Here is a 23,193-nt window from a genome sequence, read left to right on the forward strand (position 1 = left end):
ACGGCGGATGGCGATTCGGGTCGGCAGAGATCGTCGGGACCGCCGCGATTTTGCGTCATTGGAGCCATCGCCGACGGAATCCGCTGCCGGCGGTGGGGCAGGGCGTGACGTGGCGAATTCGCGCGGCACCACCCCAAATTAATTTAGGGTCATTCGAAAATAAAACTTACTTTTTGCAAAAACATACAAAGATAATATAGAATTAATCATGGGGCTTGGGTGTGGTGGGAAGTAAATTTTTCCGGTTGGACCTGATCGGATCGTTTCGATTGGCGCGACCAGATGGGTCACGCGTGCCGATTGCCGCGAAACGATCGCGCATCCTGCTCGCGATGCTGGCGACGTCCCGTTCGGGCGAGCGCTCGCGCCGCTGGTTGCAGGAGCGCATCTGGGGCAGCCGCGAGCGAGCCAATTCGCAAGCCAGCCTTCGCCGCGAGCTTTCGAACCTGCGATCGCTGGTCAATTCCGGCGATCATCCCTTGTTGATCATCGGTTACGAAACCGTCGCGCTCGATCTGACGCAGATCCTTGTCGACGTCCGCGACCCCGCCCGGGTCGCTGAATCGCGCGACGAATTTCTCGAAGGGATCGACATCGCCTGGGAAGAAGGATTCGAGGACTGGCTCCGCGAGGAACGACAGGCCATCGACTCGGCGCGCGAGGCCGCCGGCGACCTCTTTGTCGGCGATCGGCCCTCGGCGCTATCCGATGACGATGGTCAGCAGGCCGATGGGCGTCCCGCGATCAGCATCCTGGTCCATGATCATGACCTCCCCGAAGGCCAGGCGGCGACCGTCGAGGAGTTGGTCGGTCATCTGGCCGAGAGCATCGCGGGCCTGCGCTGGTTGCCCCTTGTCGGAGCGCCGGCGGCGAACCAGCGCCTGTCCGGGCGGGGCAGCCTGGTTCGCGCGCGCAAGACGCAGGGGGTGGTGTATCTTTTGAGCTGCCAACCCGTGCCGGGCGAGGCGATTTTGATCTCCTTGTGCGAGGCGGCTTCGGGCCGCGTGATCTGGTCGAGCCGTCACGATCTCAACCAGAACGGACCGGGCGGCGACATCAAGCGCGTCGCGATCGATGCCATCGCCGCGGTTTCGTCGCGCATCGAGGCGGATCAGGCGGAACGGTTGCAGGATCGCCCGATCGAGGATCTCAATCCCGATGAACTTTTGTGGCGCGCCCGCTGGCACAAGCGCCGCCTCACGCGTGCCGATGCGGAACTGACCGCCGATCTGCTGGACCTCGCGGCGACGGCGCGACCGGGAACGGTGGACCTCATAATCGAGCAGGCCGAAGCGGAGGCCTCTCGTATCTGGGCGACCGCATCGGTGCCGGGATCGTTCGACGATCTCCGCGCTCGGGTCGCGCTCGCGCGCGACATCGATCCTTATGACGCGCGTGCGTGGCTGCTGCTGGGGGTCATCGACATGTGGCAGGGCCAGCACGACAGTGCCGCGGCCCTGATGCACGAGGCGATTGCGCTGAACCCCAGCTTTTCGCCTGCTTACGCCCAGTTGGGTACATGTTATATATTATCGGGCGAGCCCGACGACGGGATCCGCACGATCCATACGGCCTTGCGCTTGACCCCCCAGGACAACAAGAATTTTCATCGCTTCGGGCAACTGGCGCTCGCCAATATCATGCTCGAAAACTACGACGAGGCGGTCAACAGCGCGAACTCCGCACTGGCCCGGCGTCCGGGATATTCGTTCGGCCATGTCTATGGGGCCGCGGCGCTTTGGATGAACGGCGATCATGAAGAGGCCGAGCGTGCCGCGGCAAAGCTGTTGAGCAGCAGGCCGGACTATGACCTCGAATTGTTGAAGGCTATTCCGTTCAAGGACCGGATCTGGAACGACAGACTTTACGGCGCGATGTCGCAGTTGTTCGATCGATGCCGTTCGCCGGAACGCGCGACGGGGAACTGACGTCCCGGCCTGACGACGGCCTGTTCGGGCTTGGAGACCCGCTACAGGAGATGCTGTCGGCCCACGGGGACAAGCGCCGCGATTGACTCCGCCACCAAATTCGGCATCCTCTTGTCGTCCGGGCGCGCTTTGTCGCGCCGAGTCCAACAAACATTCCGGGTCGCCCCTAGAGGTTGAAGATGGGACGGCAGGCGATGGCCTGTCTGGACGCCGGTCGGCCATGCCAGACGCTGTTGCCTCGAGAATGGGGATTCAGCAGCATGAGCATTTCGCAGGATATGGCCTGGTTCAAGGGCAATTTCGGTACGCGCGTCCTGGAGGCGGTCCGCGGCACGCCCTTCACGCTCGATCTGATCGCGGCGATCGCCTATCAGGAAACGGGCAAGGAAATCTGGGGTCCACTGTCGCGGCGTGGCCTGCCGGTCGAGCAGATATTGAAACTCTGCACCGGCGACACGCTCGATTTCCCCAAGCGCGAAAGCGCCTGGCCGAAAAATCGCGCTGAACTGGAGGCGCATCCCAAGGGCGCGCAGATGTTCGCGATCGCCAGATCCGCTCTGGCGGCGATGGCGGCCAAAATCTCTGCGTACCAGCCGGTTCTCACCAACCAGAATAAATTCTGCCATGGTTACGGTATCTTCCAGTACGACATTCAATTTTTCCGCAACGTCGATCCCGATTATTTCCTCAACCGCGATTATGAGGTCTTCGAAAAGTCGCTCGGCAAATGCCTCTCCGAATTAAAGGCGAAAAAGACGAAGATCGGGCTCGACGGCCGGCCGGTTCTGACCGACGCCGAGCTATGTGCGGTCGCGATCGCCTATAACACCGGCGGCTATAATTCGGCGAAGGGGCTGCAACAGGGGCACTTCGTCAAGCTCGCCGACGGCAGCAAGAAATATTACGGCCAGTTCATCGCCGAATATATCAAGGCGGCGCGTGCGGTCGTCTTTTCGCCGCCGGTCATCACGCCGCCGACCCCGGTGCCGCCGCCGTCTCCCGTCACCGCGACGGGCAAGACCTACCGCGTCGAAACCCTGTCCGACCCGCTGGCGCTGCGTCGGACCGCCGCGAAGCCGGGCGCCGGGCAGCCCGACAATCGTTTCGCCGCGCTGCCGCGTCATTCGCTGGTCCGCGCGATCAGCGACGTGCCGGTGAACGGCTTCCTCGAAGTCGAGGCGAGCATCCAGGGCGCATTGAAGCGTGGTTTCGCCTCGGCGTCGTTGTTGAAGGCCGTCGTGACTCCCGTGGTGGCACCGCCGCCGCCTGCGACACCGCCCGTCGCGGCGCCGGTGGCGCTTCCCTCGCGTCCGGCGACCGCATCGGGTTCGGTGCTTCCCGAGGTTCACCTCAAGCGGAAGGTGGGGGCGGTCACCAAACGCACCGACCTGCCCAATCAGGGCGGCGCCTATCCGCTAAGCGAGGCGAACATGCCGACGCGGGGCACCGGGTCGGCGGCCGCGCGCTGCGCCAATATCGCCGCGATCATCGCCTATCTCGACAGCGAGAATCCGGCGCATCTGCGCTACAAGCCCGCCGGGCCGACCTATTGCAACCTTTATGCCCATGATTTCTGCACCCTCGCCGGCGCCTATTTGCCGCGGGTGTGGTGGACGTCGAAGGCGATCGAACGGCTGCGCACCGGCGAAAAGGTCGAGCCCGCCTATCTCGCGACGGTCGACGAGATGCGCGCCAACGCGCTCTACCGCTGGCTCACCGACTATGGCTCCGACTATGGCTGGCGGCAGACGGGCACCCTCACCAAGCTGCAGGATGTCGCCAATGCGGGCGGGCTCGGTATCATCTGCGGCCGCAACACGGTCGAGGGCAAGTCGGGGCATATCGTGATGGTCGTGCCAGAAACCGCCACGCAAAAGGCCAAGCGCAATGCTGCGGGCGAGGTTACCTCGCCGCTGCAGAGTCAGGCCGGACGCGTCAACTTCCGCTACGGGACGTCGCGCCCCGACTGGTGGCTCGGCGCCGACTTCGCGGCGAGCGGCTTTTGGGTGCACGATTAGCGCGCAGCGTCTCGCGCATCCTTAGCGCCCAACGAAAAAAGGCGGCCTTCCCTAAGGAAGACCGCCTCTTTCGGTTCAGTCATGCCCCGAGGGGCTGTGACTTACTTCTTGGCTTCTTCAGCCGGAGCAGCAGCCTTGGCGTCCGCAGCCGGGGCAGCGGCGGCGTCAGCAGCCGGAGCAGCGGCAGCGTCAGCAGCCGGAGCAGCGGCAGCAGCTTCGGCGCCAGCAGCAGCAGCGTCGGCACCGGCAGCAGCGGCGTCGGCACCAGCTTCAGCGGTCGCGTCTGCGGCCGGAGCTTCGGTGGTGGCGGGCTCTTCAGCAGCCTTTTCACCGCAAGCGGCGAGGGCGAACATGCTGGCAGCAACGGCGATAGCAGCAAACTTCTTCATGATGTGTGGCTCCCTAAAATGCCTTTACGCGGTGGGGAAATTCCCGTCACGCGAGCCGCGGGATTTAGCCGTTCCGTACCAATCGTCAACAAAAATAATTGAGTTGAAACCGGCGCGGCGGAAATCCTACTTTTTTAGTTGAGTATTATGGCAGTTCGGCGTCGCTGCTGCCCGCGAGAATCGCCAGAGTCGTCGTCCACGCCACGACATTCTGCCGCAGTTGCGCCGGGTCGATCTTGTCGAGCGTGTCGTCGGGGGTGTGGTGCAGGTCGAAATATCGGGTGCCGTCCTGCTGCAGGTCGATCGTCGGCACGCCCGCCTTGACCAGCGCGCCGATGTCGGCGCCGCCGCCCGCCGGATCCTTGCCGCGTACGATGCCCAAACCCGCCAGTTCGGCGGCGATCCGGTCCTCGACTCCCTTGGCGCTCGCCGGCAGCTTGAAATCGACGCGCCAGACACGGTCGGCGCCGAAATCGGATTCGAGCGCGACGGCGTGTTTCTCGGTACCGTGCTTGTCGAAATAGGCCTTGCCGCCGAACACCCCGACCTCCTCGGCGCCCGCCCACAATATGCGGATCGTGCGGCGCGGCTGGCCTGAACTCATCACATGCTTCGCGGCGGCGGTGATGATGCCGCAGCCCGCCGCATCGTCGATCGCCCCGGTGCCGAGGTCCCAGCTGTCGAGATGGCAGGCGACAATGACGGGGCTCGCGGCGGGGTCGCTGCCCGGCACTTCGGCGATGACATTGCCCGAATGCTGCTCGCCGACCTGCTTCGGGGTCAGCAGCAGTTTCATCCGCACCGCCTCGGGTGTGTAGCCCATCTCATTCTCATTGGTGCGCATCGCTTGCGCGCGCTTCCACTGGCGCACCAACTGGTCGGCGTCGGGGTTCGACAGCGCCCCGGCGGGGATCGGCGTCACACCGGCCTCGAAATTGGTGCCGCCGGTGTGCGGGGTGCGATGATTGTCGGTGCCGATCGAACGGATAACCACCGCGATTGCACCCTTCTTCGACGCGGCATTGGCGCCGATGAAGCGGCCGCGGCCGTATTGGCCGTAACCGCTGCCATCCTGCGCGCGCTCCATCTGATGGTCGATGAAGACGATCTTGCCTTTCACCTGGCTATCGGGCGCGGCGGCGAGGGCGTCGTAGCTCGGGAAATAGGCGATATCGCCCTCGACCCCCTTCGGCCCCGTCGAGGCGCTGTTGCCGAGCGCGGTGATCGCCAGCTTCTGCGGTTGGAACGGTCCGATCAGCGACGCCTCCTCGTCGCCGCGCACCCAGGTCGGCATCAGAAACTGTTCCTCGCGGACATTTGCAAAGCCCATCGCCTGCAACCGCGCGACCGCCCAGCGCCGCGCCGCCGATTCGGCCTCGGTGCCCGCCAGCCGCGGCCCGATCTCCGTCGTCAGGTCCTCGGTGATCGACCAGGCAAGGTCGTCGCCGCGCTCGGCGAGTTGCGCCGCCGTGGGGGGCGGGGGTGGCGGGATGGCGGCGGCACCCCCGGCGACGAGCGTGGCGGACGCGAGGGCGAGGATGCGAAGGCTGTTTGTCATGGCGTCGTCCTAGCTCTGCGCCGCCATCGGCGGCAAGCGTCGATTGCCAAGCGGGCGCCCATTCGCTAACCGGCGCGCAACATCTCTCCCGGTCGCCCGCGCGGCCGCGCCACATACCGGAGCATATCCCATGGCCGCTCAATATAGTTTCGTGATGAAGGGTCTGAACAAGACCTATCCCGGCGCGCAAAAGCCGACGCTCAAGGACCTGAGCCTGCAATTCTATCCCGATGCCAAGATCGGCATCGTCGGCCCGAACGGCACCGGCAAGTCGACGCTGATGAAGATCATGGCCGGGATCGACACCGAGTTCACCGGCGAGGCCTGGGCCGGCGACGGCATCACCGTCGGCTATCTGGCGCAGGAGCCGCAGCTCGACCCGACCAAGACGGTCAAGGAAAACGTCATGGACGGCGTGCGCGGCGTCGCCGACATGATGGACCGCTTCAACGAGATCAGCACGCTGCTCGGCGACCCGCCCGCCGACGCCGATTTCGACGCGTTGATGGAGGAAATGGGGACGCTGCAGGAAAAGATCGACGCGGTCGACGGCTGGACGCTCGACAACCAGCTCGAAATCGCGATGGAAGCGCTCCGCTGCCCGCCGGGCGACGCAAGCGTCGAAAACCTCTCGGGCGGTGAAAAGCGCCGCATCGCGCTCACGCGTTTGTTGCTCGAAAAGCCGTCGATCCTCCTGCTCGACGAACCGACCAACCATCTCGACGCCGAAAGCGTCGCCTGGCTCGAAAAGCATCTCGTCGACTATCCGGGCAACGTCATCCTCGTCACCCACGATCGCTACTTCCTCGACAATGTCGTCAACTGGATCCTCGAACTCGATCGTGGCCGCTATTTCGTCTACGAGGGCAACTACTCCACCTACCTCGAAAAGAAGGGCAAGCGCCTCGAGCAGGAAGCACGCGAGGATCAGGGCCGCCAGAAGGCGATCAAGGACGAGCTCGAGTGGATCCGCCAGTCGCCCAAAGCCCGCCAGGCCAAATCGAAGGCGCGTATCAAAAGCTTCGACCAGCTCGTCGAGGCGCAGGAGAAACGCATCCCCGGCAAGGCGCAGATCGTCATCCAGGTTCCCCAGCGCCTCGGCGGCAAGGTGATCGAGGTCGAGAATATCTCGAAGGCCTATGGCGACAAATTGCTCTTCGAAGACCTGTCCTTCTCGCTGCCGCCCGGCGGCATCGTCGGCGTCATCGGCCCGAACGGCGCGGGCAAGTCGACGCTGTTCAAGCTGATCACCGGTCAGGAAACCCCCGACAATGGCAAGGTGACGATCGGCGACACCGTCCACCTCGGCTTCGTCGACCAGAGCCGTGACGACCTGAAACCCGACAACAATGTCTGGCAGGAAATCTCGGGCGGCGCCGAAATGATGAACATCGGCAAGCACGAGATGCAGACGCGCGCCTATGTCGGGGCCTTCAACTTCAAGGGCGTCGACCAGCAGAAAAAGGTCGGCCAGCTCTCGGGCGGCGAACGCAACCGCGTCCATATGGCCAAGATGCTGAAACAGGGCGGCAACGTGTTGCTGCTCGACGAACCGACCAACGATCTCGACACCGAAACCCTCGCCGCGCTCGAAGAGGCGCTCGAGAATTTCGCCGGCTGCGCCGTGGTCATCAGCCACGACCGCTTCTTCCTCGATCGCCTCGCGACCCACATCCTCGCGTTCGAGGGCGACAGCCATGTCGAATGGTTCGAAGGCAATTTCGAATCCTATGAAGAAGACAAGATCCGCCGCCTCGGCGACGATGCGACGCGTCCGCACGCGACGTCGTACAAGAAGCTGACGCGCTGACCGGCATGAGCGGGGAGGGGGCGCAGCCTATTTCATCGAGCGCGATCCGCTTGGACGCCGACGCGCTCAACGCCTTCATGGCACAGGCCTTCCCGCATTCGGCGCCGGGATCGCGCGGCCATGTCGTCTCGGCCGCGCCCGGCCATATCCAGGCGCGCATGGACCCGAATGACAAGGCGCTGCGCCCCGGCGGGCTGATCTCGGGCCCGACCCAGATGGGGTTCGCCGACATGGCCGCCTATGCGCTCGTCCTCGCGCATATCGGCCCCGTCGCGATGGCGGTGACGAGTGGGCTCAACTACCAGTTCCTGCGCCCGTGCCGCCCGGGCCCGCTGTTCGCCGACGCGTATATGCTGCGGCTGGGCAAGCGGCTCGCGGTGATGGACGTGCGGATCTGGACCGACGATGCCGACAAGCCCGTCGGGCAGGCGAATGTGACCTACGCGATTCCCTAAATATCGTCATTGCGAGCGAAGCGAAGCAATCCAGGGCGGCTTTTCACCACCCTGGATTGCCGCGTCGCTTCGCTCCTCGCAATGACGAGCGTGTGTTTCAATATTCCAGCGCCGGATACCAGTCGGTCCCGCGCCCGTGCGGGGTCAAATCCAGCACATTCCACAGCGACGCGATATCGGGCGCGTCGCGCGGGTCCTGTCCCGGATCGGCCATGTCGCGGGTCATCTCGCTCTTCCAGAACAGCCGCACGCCCGCGCCATTCTTCTTATAGACCACCAGCGCCGGGTTTTCCGTCCCGTCCTTGTTCAGCAAATGATAGTCGCGCGCATAGTCGTCGCCGACGGTCTGGACGAAGTCGAGCGCCTGCCAGCCGCGTTCCTGTGCGAACGCCTTCTGCCGCTCGACGGGGCTGCGCCCCACGATCTTCAGCGCGACGCGCTGCTTGATGTCATTGGCGTTGCCGTTCACCGACCCCAGCCAGTTGGTGCACATCGGGCAGGGGCGCTCGCGCTCGGGGCCGTACATCCAGAAATAGGTCACCAGCGTGTCATGATCGTCGAACAGCTCGGCGAGGCCGAGGTCGGCGCCATGGGCGTCCTTGAAGCGGTAATCCTGCCCGATCAGCGGTCCGGGCGGCAGCGCGCGCCGTTGTTCGGCGACGCGCGTCATCTTGCGGCGAAGGTCGATTTCCTCGGCCAGCAACGATTTGCGGGCCTTTGCATAATCATCGTCCTCGCCGGGAAAGGGGCGCCGCCGCGACGCGAGCGCCGGTGCGGCCAATAAATGTTGGCGAAGGGCCATAGTGTCTCCCTGTTTGCGACTGTCGTCGCTCTGCCAGTCGGCCGGGAAAGCGCAAAATCGGCTGCCCGCAGTTGCGGGTCGCCTCGACCGGGAAGCGCCCGATATCGACGACGAGTTGCCGCGCGATCGGAAATTATGCCGGCGGCACTTCCCACAGGATCAGCTTGGTCGCGTTCACATTCTCGCGCGCCTGCGTCGCGTCGAGCCGGGTCAGCTTCACGCCGCCCTTCAGCGCCCCCATTTCGATCATCGCGTCGATCACGACCACGCCGCCCGCGCCGACATCGACTTCGATCTCGGCGGGCCGCGCCAGCTTCGCCTTGGCGGTCGCGACGTGGATCACATATTGGCCCGGTTCGACGTCGGCCATCAGCATCTGGCCCGACTTGATCTGCCCCTGCGCGCTGCCCATCGTGATATTCATCCCCTGCAACGCGGCGACAAAGCCGCGGCGGGTGACATAGATGCGTGCCTTGCCGTCGGGCGCGCGCATCTGCCGGGCGTCGGCAAGCGCCGCCGGATCGGCCTTGGCGCCGCTCTTGTTGCTCGACAGCGCCCAGATGCAGAAGACCACCACCCCGATCAGGAACAGCGGAGCGAGGATGAGCATCGTGCCTTCGCCGACCAGGCTGCCGATCGACGGTCCCATCAGCGCTCCGACAATGGCTGCCACGAAAATGATCGTCAACCACATCGCATTCTTGCTCATGTCCGTCTCCCCTGTCAGGCGGGTGCAAAATCTCCCGTCGCGTCGTCCATCACGTGCAGCACCCCGTCGCTGATCGCGAAAAAGGCGCCGCGCAGTGTCAGGCTTCCGCGCTTTTCCTTCTCCTCGATACAGGGAAAAGTGCGCAGATTGGCTATGCTCACGCGCACAGCCGCCATTTCCATCGCGCGGCCCGCCTCGCGATTGTCGAAATCGGGATAGTCGGCGCGAACCGCGGCACTCGCATCGTCGAGCATCGCGATCCAGTCGGCGATGAAGCCGCCACGCCCCGGCTCGGCGCCGTCCATCGTCCGGTGCAGCGACGCATGACAGCCACCGCACAGGCCGTGGCCCATCACGACGATTTCCTCGACCTTGAGGAACTGCACCGCGAATTCGAGCGCTGCGGAGACGCCGTGACGCCCCGGCGTCGTCTCGAACGGCGGCACCAGCGCCGCGACGTTGCGCACGACAAAGATTTCGCCCGGGTTGGTATCGAAAATCTGCGACGGTTCGGATCGGCTGTCGGAGCAAGCGATGATCATCACCTTGGGCGATTGGCCCTCGGCCAGTTGTTCCCAGCGTTCGCGCTGTTCCTGCCAGCCGCCGTTACGGAAACGCCGGTAGCCATCGATCATATCTGCAAAGCGAGTCATGCGCGCGCCTTAGCACAACAAGTGAGGTTGAGAAGAGCGGCGCGCGCGACTATGTGGGCGGCATGACCGCTCCCGTGCCCCAGCCCGCCCCGCAGCGCCAACGCAAGCCCGACTGGATTCGCGTCAAGGCGCCGACCAGCCCCGGCTATGCCGAAACGCGCAAGCTGATGCGCGAGCTCAACCTGCACACCGTGTGCGAGGAAGCGGCGTGTCCGAACATCGGCGAATGCTGGACCAAGAAGCATGCGACGGTGATGATCCTCGGCGACACCTGCACCCGCGCCTGCGCCTTTTGCAACGTCAAGACCGGCATGCCGCGCGCGGTCGATCCGTTCGAACCCGAGCATACCGCGATCGCCGCGGCGAAGATGGGGCTCAGCCACATCGTCATCACCTCGGTCGACCGTGACGACCTGCCCGACGGCGGCGCGAGCCAGTTCGTCAAGGTGATTCAGGCACTGCGCCGCGAAACCCCGACGACGACGATCGAAATCCTGACCCCCGATTTCCGCAACAAGCCCGAAAGCGCGATCGCGGCGATCGTCGATGCGCGCCCCGACGTCTATAACCATAATCTCGAAACCGTCCCGCGCCTCTATCCGACGATCCGTCCCGGCGCGCGCTATTATGCCTCGTTGCGCCTGCTCGAAAGCGTCAAGCGCCGCGACCCGTCGATCTTCACCAAGTCGGGGATCATGATGGGCCTCGGCGAGGAGCGGATGGAGGTCCACCAGGTGATGGACGACATGCGCAGCGCCGACATCGATTTCATGACGATGGGCCAATATCTCCAGCCGACGCCGAAGCATGCCAAGGTGATCGACTTTGTGACCCCGCAGGCCTTCGATGCCTATGCGCAGATCGCCCGCGCCAAGGGTTTCCTGCAGGTCGCGGCGTCGCCGCTGACCCGGTCGAGCTATCACGCCGGCGACGATTTCGAGGTCATGCGCGCGGCGCGCGAGGCCAAGCTCGCCCGCGCCGCGGCGGACTGACCACCGACTTGCCGAGGCATCAGGAAAGCCGCGTCCTGCCGTACAGCGCCGAACAGATGTTCGCGCTGGTGTCGGATATCGAACATTATCCCGACTTCCTGCCCTGGGTCGTCGCGCTGCGTATCCGCAGCGACAGCGAACATGAGGCGGTCGCCGACATGATTGTCGGCTTCAAGGGGCTGCGCGAAAGCTTCTCGTGCCGCGTCCACAAGGAGCGGCCGACCAAGGTCTCGGTTAGCTATATTGACGGCCCGATGCGCCACCTCACCAACGAATGGCATTTCACCGCGCTCGAAGAGGGCGGCTGCCGCGTCGACTTCATGGTCGACTTCGCCTTCCGCAACCGCATGTTCGAGGCGCTGGCGGGGCAGATGTTCGACAAGGCGCTCCGCAAGATGATCGCGGCGTTCGAGACGCGGGCAGGGGAGTTGTACGGGGTAGCGGCTTAGCAAGGCTTTCCGACCGGGCGCGCGCCCGACGATCCTCGTCACCCCGGGCTTGATCGGGAATCCCGCGAAAAAGCTTGTATGACGAATGGCCGCTATCGACCATTAGCGGACATTCGGGGACGCGTGCGAAGTTCTCGATAGCGGACACGCCTTCGTCGCCATATGGTAGCCCGATGCGGATCATCCTCATATTTGTTGCAATGTTGGCGCTAAGCGGCTGCAGCGGACAGGAGACCGTAAGCATTCCTTTGGATCGGAGCGGTGGCTTCCGAGACGGTTATCTTGTGCAGGTCAACCGTGGCGGAACCGTCAAGTGGAACGGCCAAAAACTCGACGATGCAGAGTTTAAGACCTACGTTCGACAATATGCTGCATTGCCCGAGGGAGCCGGTCGTCTATGGGTAGAGTTTGAGCCACAAGCCCCATCGGATCGTGCCCTTTTTGTTCGGAAGCAGATTGTTGAGAGCGGGCTGTGCCAACAGCAGCGATGCGTGGAAGGCGAGTGGGGCGCAAAGCGGCCTGTCGTTAACTGACGGCTATATACCTCATCGGCGCCGAAAGCAGCCATTCCACTCTCACCCATTCCGGAAACGCCAGCGGCAAGGGATCGAACCTGCACCCGTCGCCGGGATCGCTGTAGCGATACGTCTACCAATTCCGTTACGCTGGCCGGAAGCCCATAGCCGGAATGCGACGTGACCGCGAGCGCTCGCTTCCCACCCCGAAGCCGACAAAAGCTGTTCTCCCCCGTTCAAGCCGGCAGCGCAATATCCTCCGACGGCCCTAGCGTATCCTTCTCGGGCAACAGCAGGTCGAGCGCGAACAAGGTCGCCGCGTGGCGGATCCCCGCACGGTCGCCGCCTTCGAACTGCACCCGCTGGGTGAAATAATCGTCGGGGTCCTGCCCGCGCAGCCCGCGCGCGAAGACGACCAGGCCCACCGGCTTCTTTTCCGACCCGCCGCCGGGACCCGCGATCCCGGTGATCGCGACCGCGACATCGGCATCGCTGTTCGCCAGCGCGCCCGCCACCATCGCCCAGGCGGTCGCCAGCGACACCTCGCCGAACGTCTCCAATATCTCGCTGCTCACGTCGAGCTGCGCCTGTTTCGCCGCGCCCGAATAAGTGATGAAGCCCGCCGAAAACACGTCCGAGCTGCCCGCGATGTCGGTCAGCGCCGCGCACACCATGCCGCCGGTGCAGCTCTCGGCGACCGCGACCCTGCGCCCGGCGGCACGGTTGTCGGTCAGCACGCGCGTCGCCAGTTCGCCGCGTGCGGCCTCGCGACTGCTGGGGACGGCCGATGTATCAGTCATGGGAAAACCTTTGTGGCGCCCGGCTTGCCGGGCGGTTCAGAGCGATATTCGCCTAATTGGCGTTGTACAGGGCGCGCGGACAGCTTGCCACGCCTTTGCCACCGCGCGACACGGCTGCAAACGTCGCTGCGACGAACCCCACCATCTGGTCGGCACTCAGCGGCGCCAGCGTTTCGCTGATGTCGTTGACGTCGGCGCATTCGCCCGGCTTGAGTTCGATGCCGAGCGTTTCAACGAAGCCGGTGTCGATCGTTGCCCGCAATTCATCGTCGGACATGTCGAGCATCGCTGCCCCATCCTCCGGATTCTTGCCGCTTCCGATCTTGATGAAGCCCGCCCGGGCCAGCGGCCAGACCGCATCGGCGTTGCCGCGCAGTTCGGCGACGCGGGTGTCCAATCCGGTCAGCAGATAGCTGCCCGCCGGCAGGTGCGGACTGCATGTCTCGACGACGCCGTCGATCACCTGCGGCAGGAAATAGGCGACAAGGCCGCTCATTTCGGCCGGCGTGAGGCAGGGTTTTGTCGCCGCCTGCGCCGATGGCCCCGCCAACACCGCCGCGCCGGCTGCAACGCTCAAAACAATCCGCTTCATGAATCCCCCATCGTCTTTCGCTTTTCCGACCTTAGGCCCGGTCGTCGGGAAGCGACAGTGTCGCGACGGCCTGCGCAGCGATCCCTTCGCGGCGGCCGGTAAAGCCCAGCCGCTCGGTCGTTGTCGCCTTCACGCTGACCCGCAGCGGTGAAACCGCTAGGATGTCGGCGATACGCTCGCGGATCGCCTGGCGGTGCGGCCCGATCTTCGGCGCCTCGGCGATGATCGTCAGGTCGACATGTGCGATCCGCCCGCCGCGCGCTGCGACACGGGTGGCGGCGAAGGACAGGAAACGGTGCGATGCCGCGCCGCGCCACTGCGGATCGCTCGGCGGGAAATGGTCACCGATATCGCCGTCGCCAAGCGCGCCGAGGATCGCGTCGGTCAGCGCATGAAGCGCGACATCGGCATCGCTATGGCCTTCAAGTCCATGACTATGCGCGATTTCTATCCCACCGATCCACAAGGGCTTGTCGGCGACGAGGCGATGCACGTCATATCCCATGCCGACCGCGTTTTGCATCATCCTGCCCGTCTCCAGCAATCCCGACAGGATCGCCATATCGTCCGCATATGTCAGTTTGTGGAGCCGCGCATCGCCCGCGACCGCCGCCACCGGCACCCCGATCCGCCGCACCAGCTGCGCATCGTCGGTCGCCGCCGCGCCGTCGGCCGCGGCATGCGCGCGGCGTAATGTCCCGAGCCGGAACGCCTGCGGCGTCTGCACCCGCGCCAGCGCGCCGCGATCGACGACATCGCCCGCAACCCCGTCGGCCTGCGCGACCAGCGTATCGGGAACCGGCAGGGTCGGGATCGCCGCTTCGGCGCCGTCGGCGAGCGCGGCGAGCAGCCGGTCGATCACCGCGGCGTTGACGCCGGGCCGCGCCGCGTCATGCACCAGCACCGCTGCATCGTCGGGAAAGCCCGCCAGCGCCGCCAGCGCATTCGCCACCGATTGTTGTCGTTCGTCGCCCGGAGCCGCGGAAATCCAGCCTTCGGGCAGCATTCCGACCGCCGCCATGACGTCATCATTGCCCACCAGCACCCCGCCCGACAGCCCGCCATGCGCGGCAAAGGCGTCGAGGCTCCAGCGCAGCACCGGCTTGCCGCCGAGCAGCGCGAGTTGCTTGGGCTGGTCATAGCCTGCGCGCGCACCGACCCCGCCCGCCAGCAGCACGGCGACGACGGCAGGGGCGGGGGAAGGGGCGGACTCGCTCATCACCTCGCCGGTTAGCGCAGCCGTCGCTTGCGGGAAAGCCGCTTAACGTGTAGGGGCGCTGCTCAATTTTTAGGCAAATTCGAAGGCTTCCCCCATGGCGGCGCTGCGCCCCATCCAGATCGGCCCCATCACCATCGCGGATCCCGTGATCCTCGCGCCGATGACGGGCGTCTCCGACCTGCCGTTCCGCAAGCTCGTCCGCTACTATGGCTCGGGGCTCAACGTCACCGAAATGATCGCCAGCCAGGCGGCGATCCGCGAGACGCGTCAATCTGTGCAAAAGGCCGCCTGGGACCCGATCGAAGAGCCGGTGTCGATGCAACTTGTCGGCTGCACCCCTTATGAAATGGGCGAGGCGGCGAAGCTCAACGAGGATCGCGGCGCCGCGATCATCGACATCAACATGGGCTGCCCGGTGCGCAAGGTCACCAATGGCGATGCGGGATCGGCGCTGATGCGCGACCTCAAGCTCGCCGCCGCGCTGATCGACGCCTGCGTCAAGGCGGTGTCGGTGCCGGTGACGGTCAAGATGCGCATGGGCTGGTGCCACGACAGCCTCAACGCCCCCGAACTCGCCCATATCGCCGAGGATATCGGCGCCAAGCTGGTCACCGTCCACGGCCGGACCCGCAACCAGATGTACCGCGGCGAGGCCGACTGGGGCTTCGTCCGCTCGGTCAAGGATGCCGTCTCGATCCCGGTCATCGTCAATGGCGACATCTGCTCCGCCGACGACGCGCGCACCGCGCTGGCGCAGAGCGGCGCCGATGGCGTCATGATCGGCCGCGGCGCCTATGGCCGCCCCTGGCTGCTCGGGCAGGTGATGGCGGCGCTGCGCGGCGAGGCTGAGCGCCCCGACCCCGGCCTCGACGAGCAATATGACGTCATTACATCGCATTACCGCGCGATGATCGACCATTATGGCGAAATGACCGGGGTCAATATGGCGCGCAAGCACCTCGGCTGGTACGTCAAGGGGCTCCATGGTTCGGCCGAGTTCCGCAACAAGGTCAACCAGATCCCCGACAGCAAGGGTGTGCTCGACGCGCTCGAAGGCTTTTACGGACCGCATCTGACCAGGGCGGCTGCGTGAGCGCGCTCACGTCGAGCATCCCGACGTTCGACCATGACGAGCTGATCCAGTCGCATCCCGTCGCCACCCTGCTGATCGACCGCAACGGCGTCATCCTCTTCGTCAACGCCGCCGCCGAGCAGCTCTGCAACACCGGCCGCGCCGCGATGGTCGGCCATGTCGTCTATGACGTCATCGGCATGGACCGCAATTATCGCCAGCGGATGAGCGACCCCGCTTATTCGGCGCTTTTCGCCCATGGCGCCGAGATCAGCGTCGGCGGGCGCAAGGCGGTCGCGGTCGACATGCAGATGGTGCCTTATGGGAACGCCGGGCACCGCATCCTCGCGCTCGTCGCGTCGCAGCGCGACGCCGAACTGATGGGCGGCGCGATCGGCCGCTCGGGCCGCGCCGCCGGCGCCGCCGCCTCGATGCTCGCGCACGAGATCAAGAACCCGCTCGCCGGCATCCGCGGCGCGGCGCAATTGCTCGCGCGCGGCGCCGACGCGGGCAAGGCGCGGTTCACCTCGCTGATCGTCGCCGAGGTCGATCGCATCGCGACGTTGATCGACCAGATGGAGCATTTCTCGCGCGGCCAGCCGATCGCCTGCGAGCCGCTCAACCTCTACCAGCCGATCCACCAGGCGATGGAGGCGGTGCGCGCGCGCCAGCTTCCCGGCATCCGTTTCGCCGAGGATTTCGACCCCTCGCTGCCGCTCGTCCTCGGCAACCATGACGCCATGGTGCAGATATTGCTCAACCTGCTCACCAACGCCTGCGAGGTGCTGGGCGCGCGCGACGATGGCACGGTGCGTATCGCGACGGCGTACCGCCACGGCCTCTCGATCGACAATGGCGACGGCCGCGGACGCATCGCGCTGCCGATCGAAGTGTCGATCAGCGACAATGGTCCGGGCGTTCCTGCCGAGATTCGCGGCGACCTGTTCGATCCTTTCGTTACCACCAAGCGCGAGGGACGCGGCCTCGGCCTCGCCCTCGTGGCAAAGCTCGCGCGCGACATGGGCGGCACCGTCCAGCATATGCGCGACGGCGAATGGACCCGCTTCCGCATCCACCTCCCCGCAGCGCAAAAGGGTCAGACGGCATGAACGGCAAGACGATCCTGCTCGTCGAGGACGATCCGACGATCGCGCTGATCATCCGCGAAACGCTTGCCGAGGAATGCGGCGTCTTCGCCGCGGTCACCACCGTGGCCGAACGCAACGCCTGGCTCGCCGCGAACAGTCCCGACCTCGTCATCACCGATGTCGTGCTGCCCGACGGCGACGGCATCGACTCGCTGCCCGGCGCCGGGCTCGACGCGCAAGTGCCCGTGATCATCCTGTCGGCGCAGAACACCCTCGATACGGCGGTGCGCGCGACCGGCATCGGCAGCTACGACTATCTGCCCAAGCCCTTCGACCTCGAGGACCTGACGACCAGCGTCCGCGCCGCGCTGGCCCGCCGCCGCGCCGAACCCGCCGCCGCCGCCGAGGCCGGTCCCGCCGACAGTCACGGCCTCGTCGGCCGCGCTCCGGCGATGCAGGCGGTCTACCGCACCATCGCACGCCTCGCCTCGAACGACCTCGCCGTCCTGATCCTCGGTGAATCGGGCACGGGGAAAGAGGTTGTCGCGCGCGCCGTCCACGCCACCGGCCTGCGCCGCGCCGGGCCGTTCGTCGCGATCAACATGGCGGCGATCCCGCGCGAACTGATCGAGGCCGAACTGTTCGGCCACGAAAAGGGCGCCTTCACCGGCGCGCACAGCCGCAACGCGGGACGCTTCGAACAGGCAGCGGGCGGCACGCTCTTCCTCGACGAAATCGGCGACATGCCGATCGAGGCGCAGACGCGGCTGCTCCGCGTCCTTCAAAGCAACGAATATTCGACCGTCGGCGGCAGTCAGGCCTTGCGTGCCGACGTCCGCGTCGTCGCCGCGACCCACCGCGATATGCGCACCCTCGTCGCCGACGGCCGCTTTCGCGAGGATCTTTTCTACCGGCTCAACGTCATCCCGGTGACTCTGCCGCCCTTGCGCGACCGGCGCAGCGACATCGCCGCGCTGATCCGCCACTTCGTCGAGGCCGGCCGCGCGTCGGGCCTTCCCGACCGCCAGTTCGCGCCCGCCGCGATGCAATTGCTCGAACGCTATGACTGGCCGGGCAACGTCCGCGAACTCGGCAACGTCGTCCAGCGTCTCGCGGTGCTGTCGCGCGACACCGTCGTTTCGGTCCGCGATGTCGAGGCGGTGCTCCACGAAAGCGGGGAGGGCCACCCGATCCTCGCCCCCGCCGACGCGATCGGCCGCGCCGTCGACGACTGGGCGCGCGAGGAACTCGCCGCCGCCGAACAGGACGGCACGATCCACGAACGGCTTCAGGCGATCGTCGAGGCCGCGCTGCTACGCCGCGTGCTGCGCGACGTGCGCGGCAACCAGCTCGAGGCCGCCCGCCGCCTCGGCATCAACCGCAACACCCTGCGCAAGCGGTTGGGGCAGCTCGACATCGACCCGACGCGGGTGTGAAGCGGTGCCGGCGCGGCGAAGTGCACAGGCTTGAAAGCTGGCACGGGATGGCATGAGAGCCTTCAATCGAGCGAAGATTTCTCGTTCATCGTCACCCCGGACTTGATCCGGGGGGTATAGTGATAGCTCCGAAAATTATGAGTGATACACCCTTGATCGATCCCACTGGGCAATTTCGCGGAGAGACACGTCTCGCTGGCCTCAGCTACGAGCCCAAGGCATAGATTTCTTTTTCAATGTCGCGAAAGCGGTCTTTGACATCCTCGCCCGAATAAAAGGAGAGGAGGTCATCACTCGACAGCGTGCCATCAGAAAGAAATTTTGCCAGATACTTTTGATTGAATTCCATCAAAAGAAGGCTTTTTTCAATCTGTAAAAGTATTTTTCGGCAATTTTCGATGTTCGAAAAAACTAGATTCTTAATCAGAATAGTTTCACTTATATCTTTTATTATTCTATTAACAATTATAGTAAGAATATTTCCATCTAACGATATTGGTTTGCTATTTATAGCAATGTCTCGTGCTAGCATGTAGGCAATTGCGAGATTTTGGTAATCCCCTTTTTGAGAATCTATGATCGTAACGAATCCTATCGAAGGTATAAATCTCACATCTTGTACGAAATTTAGGATAGATCCATCGACAATTGACGCATCAAAAACAATGATTCCAACTTTTCCATCTCTATTTGCCTGTGCCTCCAGAAGCTGACTCCAAGCTGTATCCATCTTCTTCGTGAAAACGTCTTTCGATTGAATGTCTCCAAGCTTAATCCCTTTGTCAAACTTGCATTCGATCACAATCCGGAGATTTTGACCACCTCCGAGGTGGCAAACGATGTCTCCCGTCTTGTTGCGAGGGATAGTACCCGCGGAATTGCCTGTCAGTTCGACCTTATCGGGCAGCTTCTGCTTCGATAAGAAATCCTCGAGATATTCTGCGATTTCGTCCTCAGCTAAAATTCCTTTTACAGAAGTCTTGTAAAATATTTCTCGCTTCATATCGAAAAGTATTTTTAGACTTTCAAGCTCAGTTCCTAATTCATTGCTCGTTTTAGCTAGGAAACTCGAAATTCGATCCTCGATAAGCGCAAGGACCCCAATGTATAAAGCCTTGTGTAGTTTTTCGTCACGATCAGAAGCTGGAAGCTTATCAAAAAATGAAAATACGAGGGCATTGTCAATTTCAAATGAAGAAATCTGCACTCGATTTTTCTGTTGGTCCAAATAGACTATCGCCATCTTTAGACTTTTCCATATCGATAATGGCCTTTGATATTGGCAGCAAGAAACTGTCCCTTCGATTCTGCTCTCTCAAAATCCTGACTTACTTGCGACGGGACATCGTAGTAATGATATGTACCACCATTGAGGAAAGTGACCTCCAAAGTCTGAGTTTCATCATCATACCGAATGCTTTGAATGTTCGAAGATTCAAACGCGCCAAATTGATGCCAGCTCATTATTCATTCTCCTTGGATGCCTTGGGTATGACGGGGCTTTGCTGGCGCCACGCCAGCACAAACTCGTCATATTTTATATCTTTGGGTAGCGGGATATTCCAGCCACCCGGCGCCATCGAATCCTCTGGCAGAACATCGTCGCAAACAATTGGGTCTTGGCTATCCGGACGCCGATCTTTCGGTGGAGCTTGGATCATTGTCCTCATTGGGAGTCCGACGGCTTCGCCGAGTACAATCGCCTCGCCAGTCCGCAGGATAGGCAGCATATTAGTCAGCCCCTCCAGATTGTCTGATAGCGTACCGGTCACATGAGACCGGTCCGTCCCATTGCTGAGCCTTAGCGCGAAGAAAGTGCCGCATTGAGAAAGAATGGTTGAATTGATTTCGGAGGGGCGTTGACTCACGATCATAGCACCAATTCCGTACTTTCGTCCTTCCTTGACGATCCGCTGGACCACCGATGATGCAGCGCCGTCGAAATTATCATTCAGATAAGTGTGAGCTTCTTCCATCACAATGAGTAGCGGTCTTTCCCGCCCACCTTCCGACAGATTGCGTGCCCAAAACAACGCGTCGTAAAGAACCCGCAACACGATGCCGATAATGTCATTCATCATCGATGCCGGTACGCCTGACAGATCGAGGATCGTTATCGGTTTGTCGCTACCCAACCATAGCTTCATCAGGTCGGGCAGGTCTTTTTCAACTTTCCCGTCTAAATCGGGATGCCAGTCGCCAGCATTAAGGAGGAAATCGAAGCGGGAAACACGAATCTTGGAACCAAGATTCTCGACGGCCCCTCGAATATTATATCCATCCGGGATGTAATTTATCTTTTCGTCGTCAGATTTGATATTTTTTACTTTTTTGAACCGGGGAGGTCGGCCTATTTGAGCGTCTCCCATCATGGGTTTTTTAGCCGGGTCTAATTCATAGGCCCAGGTCTTCGGGTCTGATGCGTTCCCTTGCGCGCTATAATAAGTTCCAAATTCCGTACAGTAGAGGCTGTGCCAAAGCTTGTTCAGGGAGAATGGGATAGGGCTATCGGCACTAATATTATCATCGGTGACACCGGGCCTTTGATATGTTTTCAGTGTCTCGGCCTTTAGTTCGATCACCCGCTCCAAAATCATGTTTCTTGCTTTGCCATCTGCGGGCAGCGTTCCGAAAGTGACTTTGATAAGTTCGTCGAAGCTCATTGCCCAGAAGGGTATATGGAGCGGATGCTCATTGGCATTCCGGCTATCCGGGTTGATCTTGAAGATGTTTGCGCGGTCACCCAACGCGCGTGAATATTCCCCGTGAAGATCGAGAACGACAATGCGGGCCGATGGGAACCGGGTGCTGTCGGATAAAACGTTCAGCAAGCCCGCGACCGTGGTGGACTTTCCCGAACCGGTCGTGCCCACCACGGCGGAATGCCTAGTAACTAACTTGTTGATATCGACGAGCGCATCGATGGATTCACTCCCAGCAATATGCCCGATCCGGACGAAATGATTTTGCTTTCCAGCCTTTCCGTAAATCGCCGCAAGGTCGTCTTCCGAGACCAAATGCACCTCGTCTTCGATGGTAGGATACTGTGAGATGCCGCGCTGGAACTTTCCAGTGCGATACCCTTCGCCAATTAGCTGCACGGTGATCCACTTATAGCCCGTAGGCATGGTTGCTGAGAGCGCTTCTGGAACAGCGCTAGCTCCCACCTGAGAAACGATTCCATATAGATCAAGATAACCAACCGGAATCTTGACGAAACTTCCAATCTGACCGATCCGATACCCTTGGCCGCTCACAAAAGTGAGGCCTGAAAACTGATCAGCATTAAGGGTGACGCTGACCGACGTGCCGCTGACATCTTGAACTGTGCCGATGATGGTAGCGGTATGGATTGACTTAGACATCATCGTTTTCCGAACCGACGGCAAGCCCCTTGAGCAGGTTTCCCAGAACAGCGAAATCTCCAAGCTTCAACTCACAAACCTGCGTCGAGGGGTCTGTGTTGATTACGCCTTCAGGAAGATCAAACGATGTTGGCTCATCCGTGCCTGTCCACAGGCCTTCAACGCGCCCGATGATGCCCTTGTCGAAGGCAAGCACGCTCAGGTTTGGCGTAGAGAGCCCGCATTCTTTCGCTTGGGCATATTGCGAGCTGTCTAATGGTCCAAAAAGAAATGCAAAAACGTGCGCGGTTGGATTAGTCTCAAGGCTACGGCAAATTATGTCATTTATGTGCTCGTCCCCGAAGGAATATCCAGAAAGAAAAAGCAGAGATGAGGGATTTAATAAGAACGCCTTTAGACGATCCAGCATAGCCAGATATGGCATTTTCCGGCTCTGGTCATACTTTAGATGTGAAGGATAAATCAGATACGATTCCGTATCAGATTTCTGGTCGCTTCGAACGACGCTTTTGCCGTCTTGCAAACGCCAGTTCAAGGAACCATGAATCTTCCAGAGGCGGGTCCACCGTGCGGGTAAAATGTTTTCATCTTCGACTGCTCCCAAGTCGAAAAACGCCTTTCGAGAGCCAATGAATCCATCAAAGTATGGCGCGGAGCTTTCCTCGAGAGATTGCTCAGCTAAAAGGTCGTAGTTGGTGGTAAAAACGTGGACTGGCTTTTCACGTTTGACCGAACGGGTCCAAACCGCGAGATTATGATAGGCTGATTTTCTATCTGGCAGAGGCTTATTGACCTCTTCTGAAATGATCCGGCAGATTTTTTCATCTAACTCGCGGAGTTCATCCGCCTTCATGCCCCGCACTACGCCTTTTCCAGCGACACTTTGAAGCGAACGAATTTGGCTTAAAAGGAACTCGATGTTCTTTTCATTGCCCCCATCTTCCTTGGCGATTGCAATAATTCTGTCCCAACTTGATGGCGCGACAGGGTCAGCGTTTGCCAGTTTCTTGTGGATGATTGCGGTGAGACCGGCGACGTCCGGGATGAGTGGGTCGCTGAGCGTTTTGTCGCCTTCAACCCTTATATTCACTCGCACCGACAACGGGCACCCCGCGCCAATGAAGAACCCTATCTGCTTCCTATTTTGGGAAAGGGACTGCTGAATAAAGCCAACTTGGCGAATAGCGTCGTGTTGCATGGCACCTCTACATAGCTTGATACTGCTGTAGCGCGCATGATGAGCGTCGCCCCCTTTGTCATCTTATACAAGTCACGGTCCTTACGTCCATCGCCGACAAATCCAGAATGGGGGCCATGGAAAGTCTGGCGGCTCAAACCTCGAC

The 23,193-nt window shown here is 62.0% G+C and carries 22 protein-coding genes and 1 pseudogene; 10 read left to right on the plus strand and 13 right to left on the minus strand.

Annotation, left to right across the window (positions count from 1 at the left end; genetic code table 11):
* Positions 1-245: 245 nt before the first annotated feature.
* Together EEB18_RS18420 and EEB18_RS18425 are read left to right on the plus strand one after the other, a co-directional pair.
* On the plus strand, positions 246-1,928 hold the full coding sequence (locus tag EEB18_RS18420; protein ID WP_187140188.1) for a tetratricopeptide repeat protein: 1,683 nt from the start codon (positions 246-248) through the stop codon (positions 1,926-1,928).
* A 260-nt stretch (positions 1,929-2,188) separates the two neighbouring features.
* Positions 2,189-3,946 carry a hypothetical protein gene (locus tag EEB18_RS18425; protein WP_187140187.1) on the plus strand — a complete coding sequence of 586 codons (1,758 nt, stop codon included), beginning with the start codon at positions 2,189-2,191 and terminating at the stop codon, positions 3,944-3,946.
* Between the two features lie 101 nt (positions 3,947-4,047).
* Here the strand turns inward: EEB18_RS18425 and EEB18_RS18430 are convergent, their stop codons facing one another.
* On the minus strand, positions 4,048-4,335 hold the full coding sequence (locus tag EEB18_RS18430; RefSeq protein ID WP_082545231.1) for a hypothetical protein: 288 nt from the start codon (positions 4,333-4,335) through the stop codon (positions 4,048-4,050).
* Between the two features lie 145 nt (positions 4,336-4,480).
* The gene (locus EEB18_RS18435; RefSeq protein ID WP_187140186.1) at positions 4,481-5,893 is read right to left on the minus strand and encodes a M28 family peptidase; all 1,413 of its coding nucleotides are present in this window, start codon (positions 5,891-5,893) and stop codon (positions 4,481-4,483) included.
* 130 nt (positions 5,894-6,023) lie between these two features.
* On the opposite strand from EEB18_RS18435, the gene ettA reads away from it, so the two are divergent.
* Both ettA and EEB18_RS18445 read left to right on the plus strand, forming a co-directional pair.
* A complete protein-coding gene (gene ettA, locus EEB18_RS18440; protein ID WP_056351379.1) occupies positions 6,024-7,703 on the plus strand; it encodes an energy-dependent translational throttle protein EttA in 1,680 nt (559 codons plus the stop codon).
* A gap of 50 nt (positions 7,704-7,753) precedes the next feature.
* Positions 7,754-8,158 (plus strand): PaaI family thioesterase, encoded by a 405-nt coding sequence (locus EEB18_RS18445; RefSeq protein WP_235535780.1) that lies wholly within the window; start codon positions 7,754-7,756, stop codon positions 8,156-8,158.
* Between the two features lie 97 nt (positions 8,159-8,255).
* Here the strand turns inward: EEB18_RS18445 and EEB18_RS18450 are convergent, their stop codons facing one another.
* From EEB18_RS18450 to EEB18_RS18460, 3 genes are all read right to left on the minus strand, one after another.
* Positions 8,256-8,960 (minus strand): DUF899 family protein, encoded by a 705-nt coding sequence (locus EEB18_RS18450; RefSeq protein ID WP_187140184.1) that lies wholly within the window; start codon positions 8,958-8,960, stop codon positions 8,256-8,258.
* Positions 8,961-9,093: 133 nt separating this feature from the next.
* On the minus strand, positions 9,094-9,669 hold the full coding sequence (locus tag EEB18_RS18455; RefSeq protein WP_187140183.1) for a hypothetical protein: 576 nt from the start codon (positions 9,667-9,669) through the stop codon (positions 9,094-9,096).
* Positions 9,670-9,683: 14 nt separating this feature from the next.
* On the minus strand, positions 9,684-10,322 hold the full coding sequence (locus EEB18_RS18460) for a carbonic anhydrase (protein ID WP_187140182.1): 639 nt from the start codon (positions 10,320-10,322) through the stop codon (positions 9,684-9,686).
* A gap of 62 nt (positions 10,323-10,384) precedes the next feature.
* Here EEB18_RS18460 and lipA point away from each other — a divergent pair, with 62 nt between their 5' ends.
* From lipA to EEB18_RS18475, 3 genes are all read left to right on the plus strand, one after another.
* Positions 10,385-11,314 (plus strand): lipoyl synthase, encoded by a 930-nt coding sequence (gene lipA / locus EEB18_RS18465; RefSeq protein ID WP_056351393.1) that lies wholly within the window; start codon positions 10,385-10,387, stop codon positions 11,312-11,314.
* Between the two features lie 8 nt (positions 11,315-11,322).
* Complete coding sequence (locus EEB18_RS18470; RefSeq protein WP_187140181.1) at positions 11,323-11,763, plus strand: type II toxin-antitoxin system RatA family toxin; 441 nt, start codon at positions 11,323-11,325, stop codon at positions 11,761-11,763.
* A gap of 173 nt (positions 11,764-11,936) precedes the next feature.
* Entirely contained in the window at positions 11,937-12,296 is a 360-nt protein-coding gene (locus EEB18_RS18475; RefSeq protein WP_187140180.1) for a membrane lipoprotein lipid attachment site-containing protein, read from the plus strand.
* Positions 12,297-12,354: 58 nt separating this feature from the next.
* Here EEB18_RS18475 and EEB18_RS18480 read toward each other — a convergent pair.
* The 4 genes and pseudogenes from EEB18_RS18480 to EEB18_RS18495 form a co-directional block, all read right to left on the minus strand.
* Positions 12,355-12,433, minus strand: a pseudogene (locus EEB18_RS18480).
* Positions 12,434-12,514: 81 nt separating this feature from the next.
* Positions 12,515-13,078, minus strand: a complete 564-nt coding sequence (locus tag EEB18_RS18485; protein WP_187140179.1) for a CinA family protein — start codon at positions 13,076-13,078, stop codon at positions 12,515-12,517.
* Positions 13,079-13,130: 52 nt separating this feature from the next.
* Entirely contained in the window at positions 13,131-13,670 is a 540-nt protein-coding gene (locus EEB18_RS18490) for a hypothetical protein (protein WP_187140178.1), read from the minus strand.
* A 31-nt stretch (positions 13,671-13,701) separates the two neighbouring features.
* Positions 13,702-14,889, minus strand: coding sequence for a bifunctional 2-C-methyl-D-erythritol 4-phosphate cytidylyltransferase/2-C-methyl-D-erythritol 2,4-cyclodiphosphate synthase (locus tag EEB18_RS18495; protein ID WP_187140177.1), 1,188 nt, complete (start codon positions 14,887-14,889; stop codon positions 13,702-13,704).
* A gap of 94 nt (positions 14,890-14,983) precedes the next feature.
* Here EEB18_RS18495 and dusB point away from each other — a divergent pair, with 94 nt between their 5' ends.
* From dusB to EEB18_RS18510, 3 genes are read left to right on the plus strand one after another with little or no spacing between them, the layout of a single operon-like run.
* Entirely contained in the window at positions 14,984-15,982 is a 999-nt protein-coding gene (gene dusB / locus EEB18_RS18500; protein ID WP_056351408.1) for a tRNA dihydrouridine synthase DusB, read from the plus strand.
* A complete protein-coding gene (locus EEB18_RS18505; protein WP_187140176.1) occupies positions 15,979-17,070 on the plus strand; it encodes a two-component system sensor histidine kinase NtrB in 1,092 nt (363 codons plus the stop codon). Before dusB ends, EEB18_RS18505 begins: the two co-directional genes overlap by 4 nt.
* Complete coding sequence (locus tag EEB18_RS18510; RefSeq protein ID WP_187140175.1) at positions 17,067-18,485, plus strand: sigma 54-interacting transcriptional regulator; 1,419 nt, start codon at positions 17,067-17,069, stop codon at positions 18,483-18,485. Before EEB18_RS18505 ends, EEB18_RS18510 begins: the two co-directional genes overlap by 4 nt.
* Positions 18,486-18,690: 205 nt before the next feature.
* Here the strand turns inward: EEB18_RS18510 and EEB18_RS18515 are convergent, their stop codons facing one another.
* The 4 genes from EEB18_RS18515 to EEB18_RS18530 are packed head-to-tail and all read right to left on the minus strand — an operon-like array spanning position 18,691 to position 23,048.
* On the minus strand, positions 18,691-19,728 hold the full coding sequence (locus tag EEB18_RS18515; protein ID WP_187140174.1) for a hypothetical protein: 1,038 nt from the start codon (positions 19,726-19,728) through the stop codon (positions 18,691-18,693).
* Between the two features lie 2 nt (positions 19,729-19,730).
* Positions 19,731-19,949, minus strand: a complete 219-nt coding sequence (locus EEB18_RS18520; RefSeq protein ID WP_187140173.1) for a KTSC domain-containing protein — start codon at positions 19,947-19,949, stop codon at positions 19,731-19,733.
* Positions 19,949-21,850 (minus strand): ATP-binding protein, encoded by a 1,902-nt coding sequence (locus EEB18_RS18525; RefSeq protein WP_187140222.1) that lies wholly within the window; start codon positions 21,848-21,850, stop codon positions 19,949-19,951. Before EEB18_RS18525 ends, EEB18_RS18520 begins: the two co-directional genes overlap by 1 nt.
* Entirely contained in the window at positions 21,843-23,048 is a 1,206-nt protein-coding gene (locus EEB18_RS18530; protein ID WP_187140172.1) for an SIR2 family NAD-dependent protein deacylase, read from the minus strand. The genes EEB18_RS18525 and EEB18_RS18530 overlap by 8 nt, the downstream gene beginning before the upstream one ends.
* Positions 23,049-23,193 lie beyond the last annotated feature (145 nt).

The sequence above is a fragment of the Sphingopyxis sp. OPL5 genome (assembly GCF_003797775.2).
GTDB lineage: Bacteria > Pseudomonadota > Alphaproteobacteria > Sphingomonadales > Sphingomonadaceae > Sphingopyxis.

Coding starts and splice junctions, on each gene's coding strand:
- EEB18_RS18495 (WP_187140177.1), bottom strand. CDS start 14,889: ATGAGCGAGTCCGCCCCTTCCCCCGCCCCTGCCGTCGTCGCCGTGCTG.
- EEB18_RS18525 (WP_187140222.1), bottom strand. CDS start 21,850: ATGTCTAAGTCAATCCATACCGCTACCATCATCGGCACAGTTCAAGAT.
- EEB18_RS18435 (WP_187140186.1), bottom strand. CDS start 5,893: ATGACAAACAGCCTTCGCATCCTCGCCCTCGCGTCCGCCACGCTCGTC.
- EEB18_RS18460 (WP_187140182.1), bottom strand. CDS start 10,322: ATGACTCGCTTTGCAGATATGATCGATGGCTACCGGCGTTTCCGTAAC.
- EEB18_RS18455 (WP_187140183.1), bottom strand. CDS start 9,669: ATGAGCAAGAATGCGATGTGGTTGACGATCATTTTCGTGGCAGCCATT.
- EEB18_RS18510 (WP_187140175.1), top strand. CDS start 17,067: ATGAACGGCAAGACGATCCTGCTCGTCGAGGACGATCCGACGATCGCG.
- EEB18_RS18520 (WP_187140173.1), bottom strand. CDS start 19,949: ATGAGCTGGCATCAATTTGGCGCGTTTGAATCTTCGAACATTCAAAGC.
- ettA (WP_056351379.1), top strand. CDS start 6,024: ATGGCCGCTCAATATAGTTTCGTGATGAAGGGTCTGAACAAGACCTAT.
- lipA (WP_056351393.1), top strand. CDS start 10,385: ATGACCGCTCCCGTGCCCCAGCCCGCCCCGCAGCGCCAACGCAAGCCC.
- dusB (WP_056351408.1), top strand. CDS start 14,984: ATGGCGGCGCTGCGCCCCATCCAGATCGGCCCCATCACCATCGCGGAT.
- EEB18_RS18475 (WP_187140180.1), top strand. CDS start 11,937: ATGCGGATCATCCTCATATTTGTTGCAATGTTGGCGCTAAGCGGCTGC.
- EEB18_RS18450 (WP_187140184.1), bottom strand. CDS start 8,960: ATGGCCCTTCGCCAACATTTATTGGCCGCACCGGCGCTCGCGTCGCGG.
- EEB18_RS18515 (WP_187140174.1), bottom strand. CDS start 19,728: ATGGCGATAGTCTATTTGGACCAACAGAAAAATCGAGTGCAGATTTCT.
- EEB18_RS18430 (WP_082545231.1), bottom strand. CDS start 4,335: ATGAAGAAGTTTGCTGCTATCGCCGTTGCTGCCAGCATGTTCGCCCTC.
- EEB18_RS18485 (WP_187140179.1), bottom strand. CDS start 13,078: ATGACTGATACATCGGCCGTCCCCAGCAGTCGCGAGGCCGCACGCGGC.
- EEB18_RS18530 (WP_187140172.1), bottom strand. CDS start 23,048: ATGCAACACGACGCTATTCGCCAAGTTGGCTTTATTCAGCAGTCCCTT.
- EEB18_RS18425 (WP_187140187.1), top strand. CDS start 2,189: ATGAGCATTTCGCAGGATATGGCCTGGTTCAAGGGCAATTTCGGTACG.
- EEB18_RS18490 (WP_187140178.1), bottom strand. CDS start 13,670: ATGAAGCGGATTGTTTTGAGCGTTGCAGCCGGCGCGGCGGTGTTGGCG.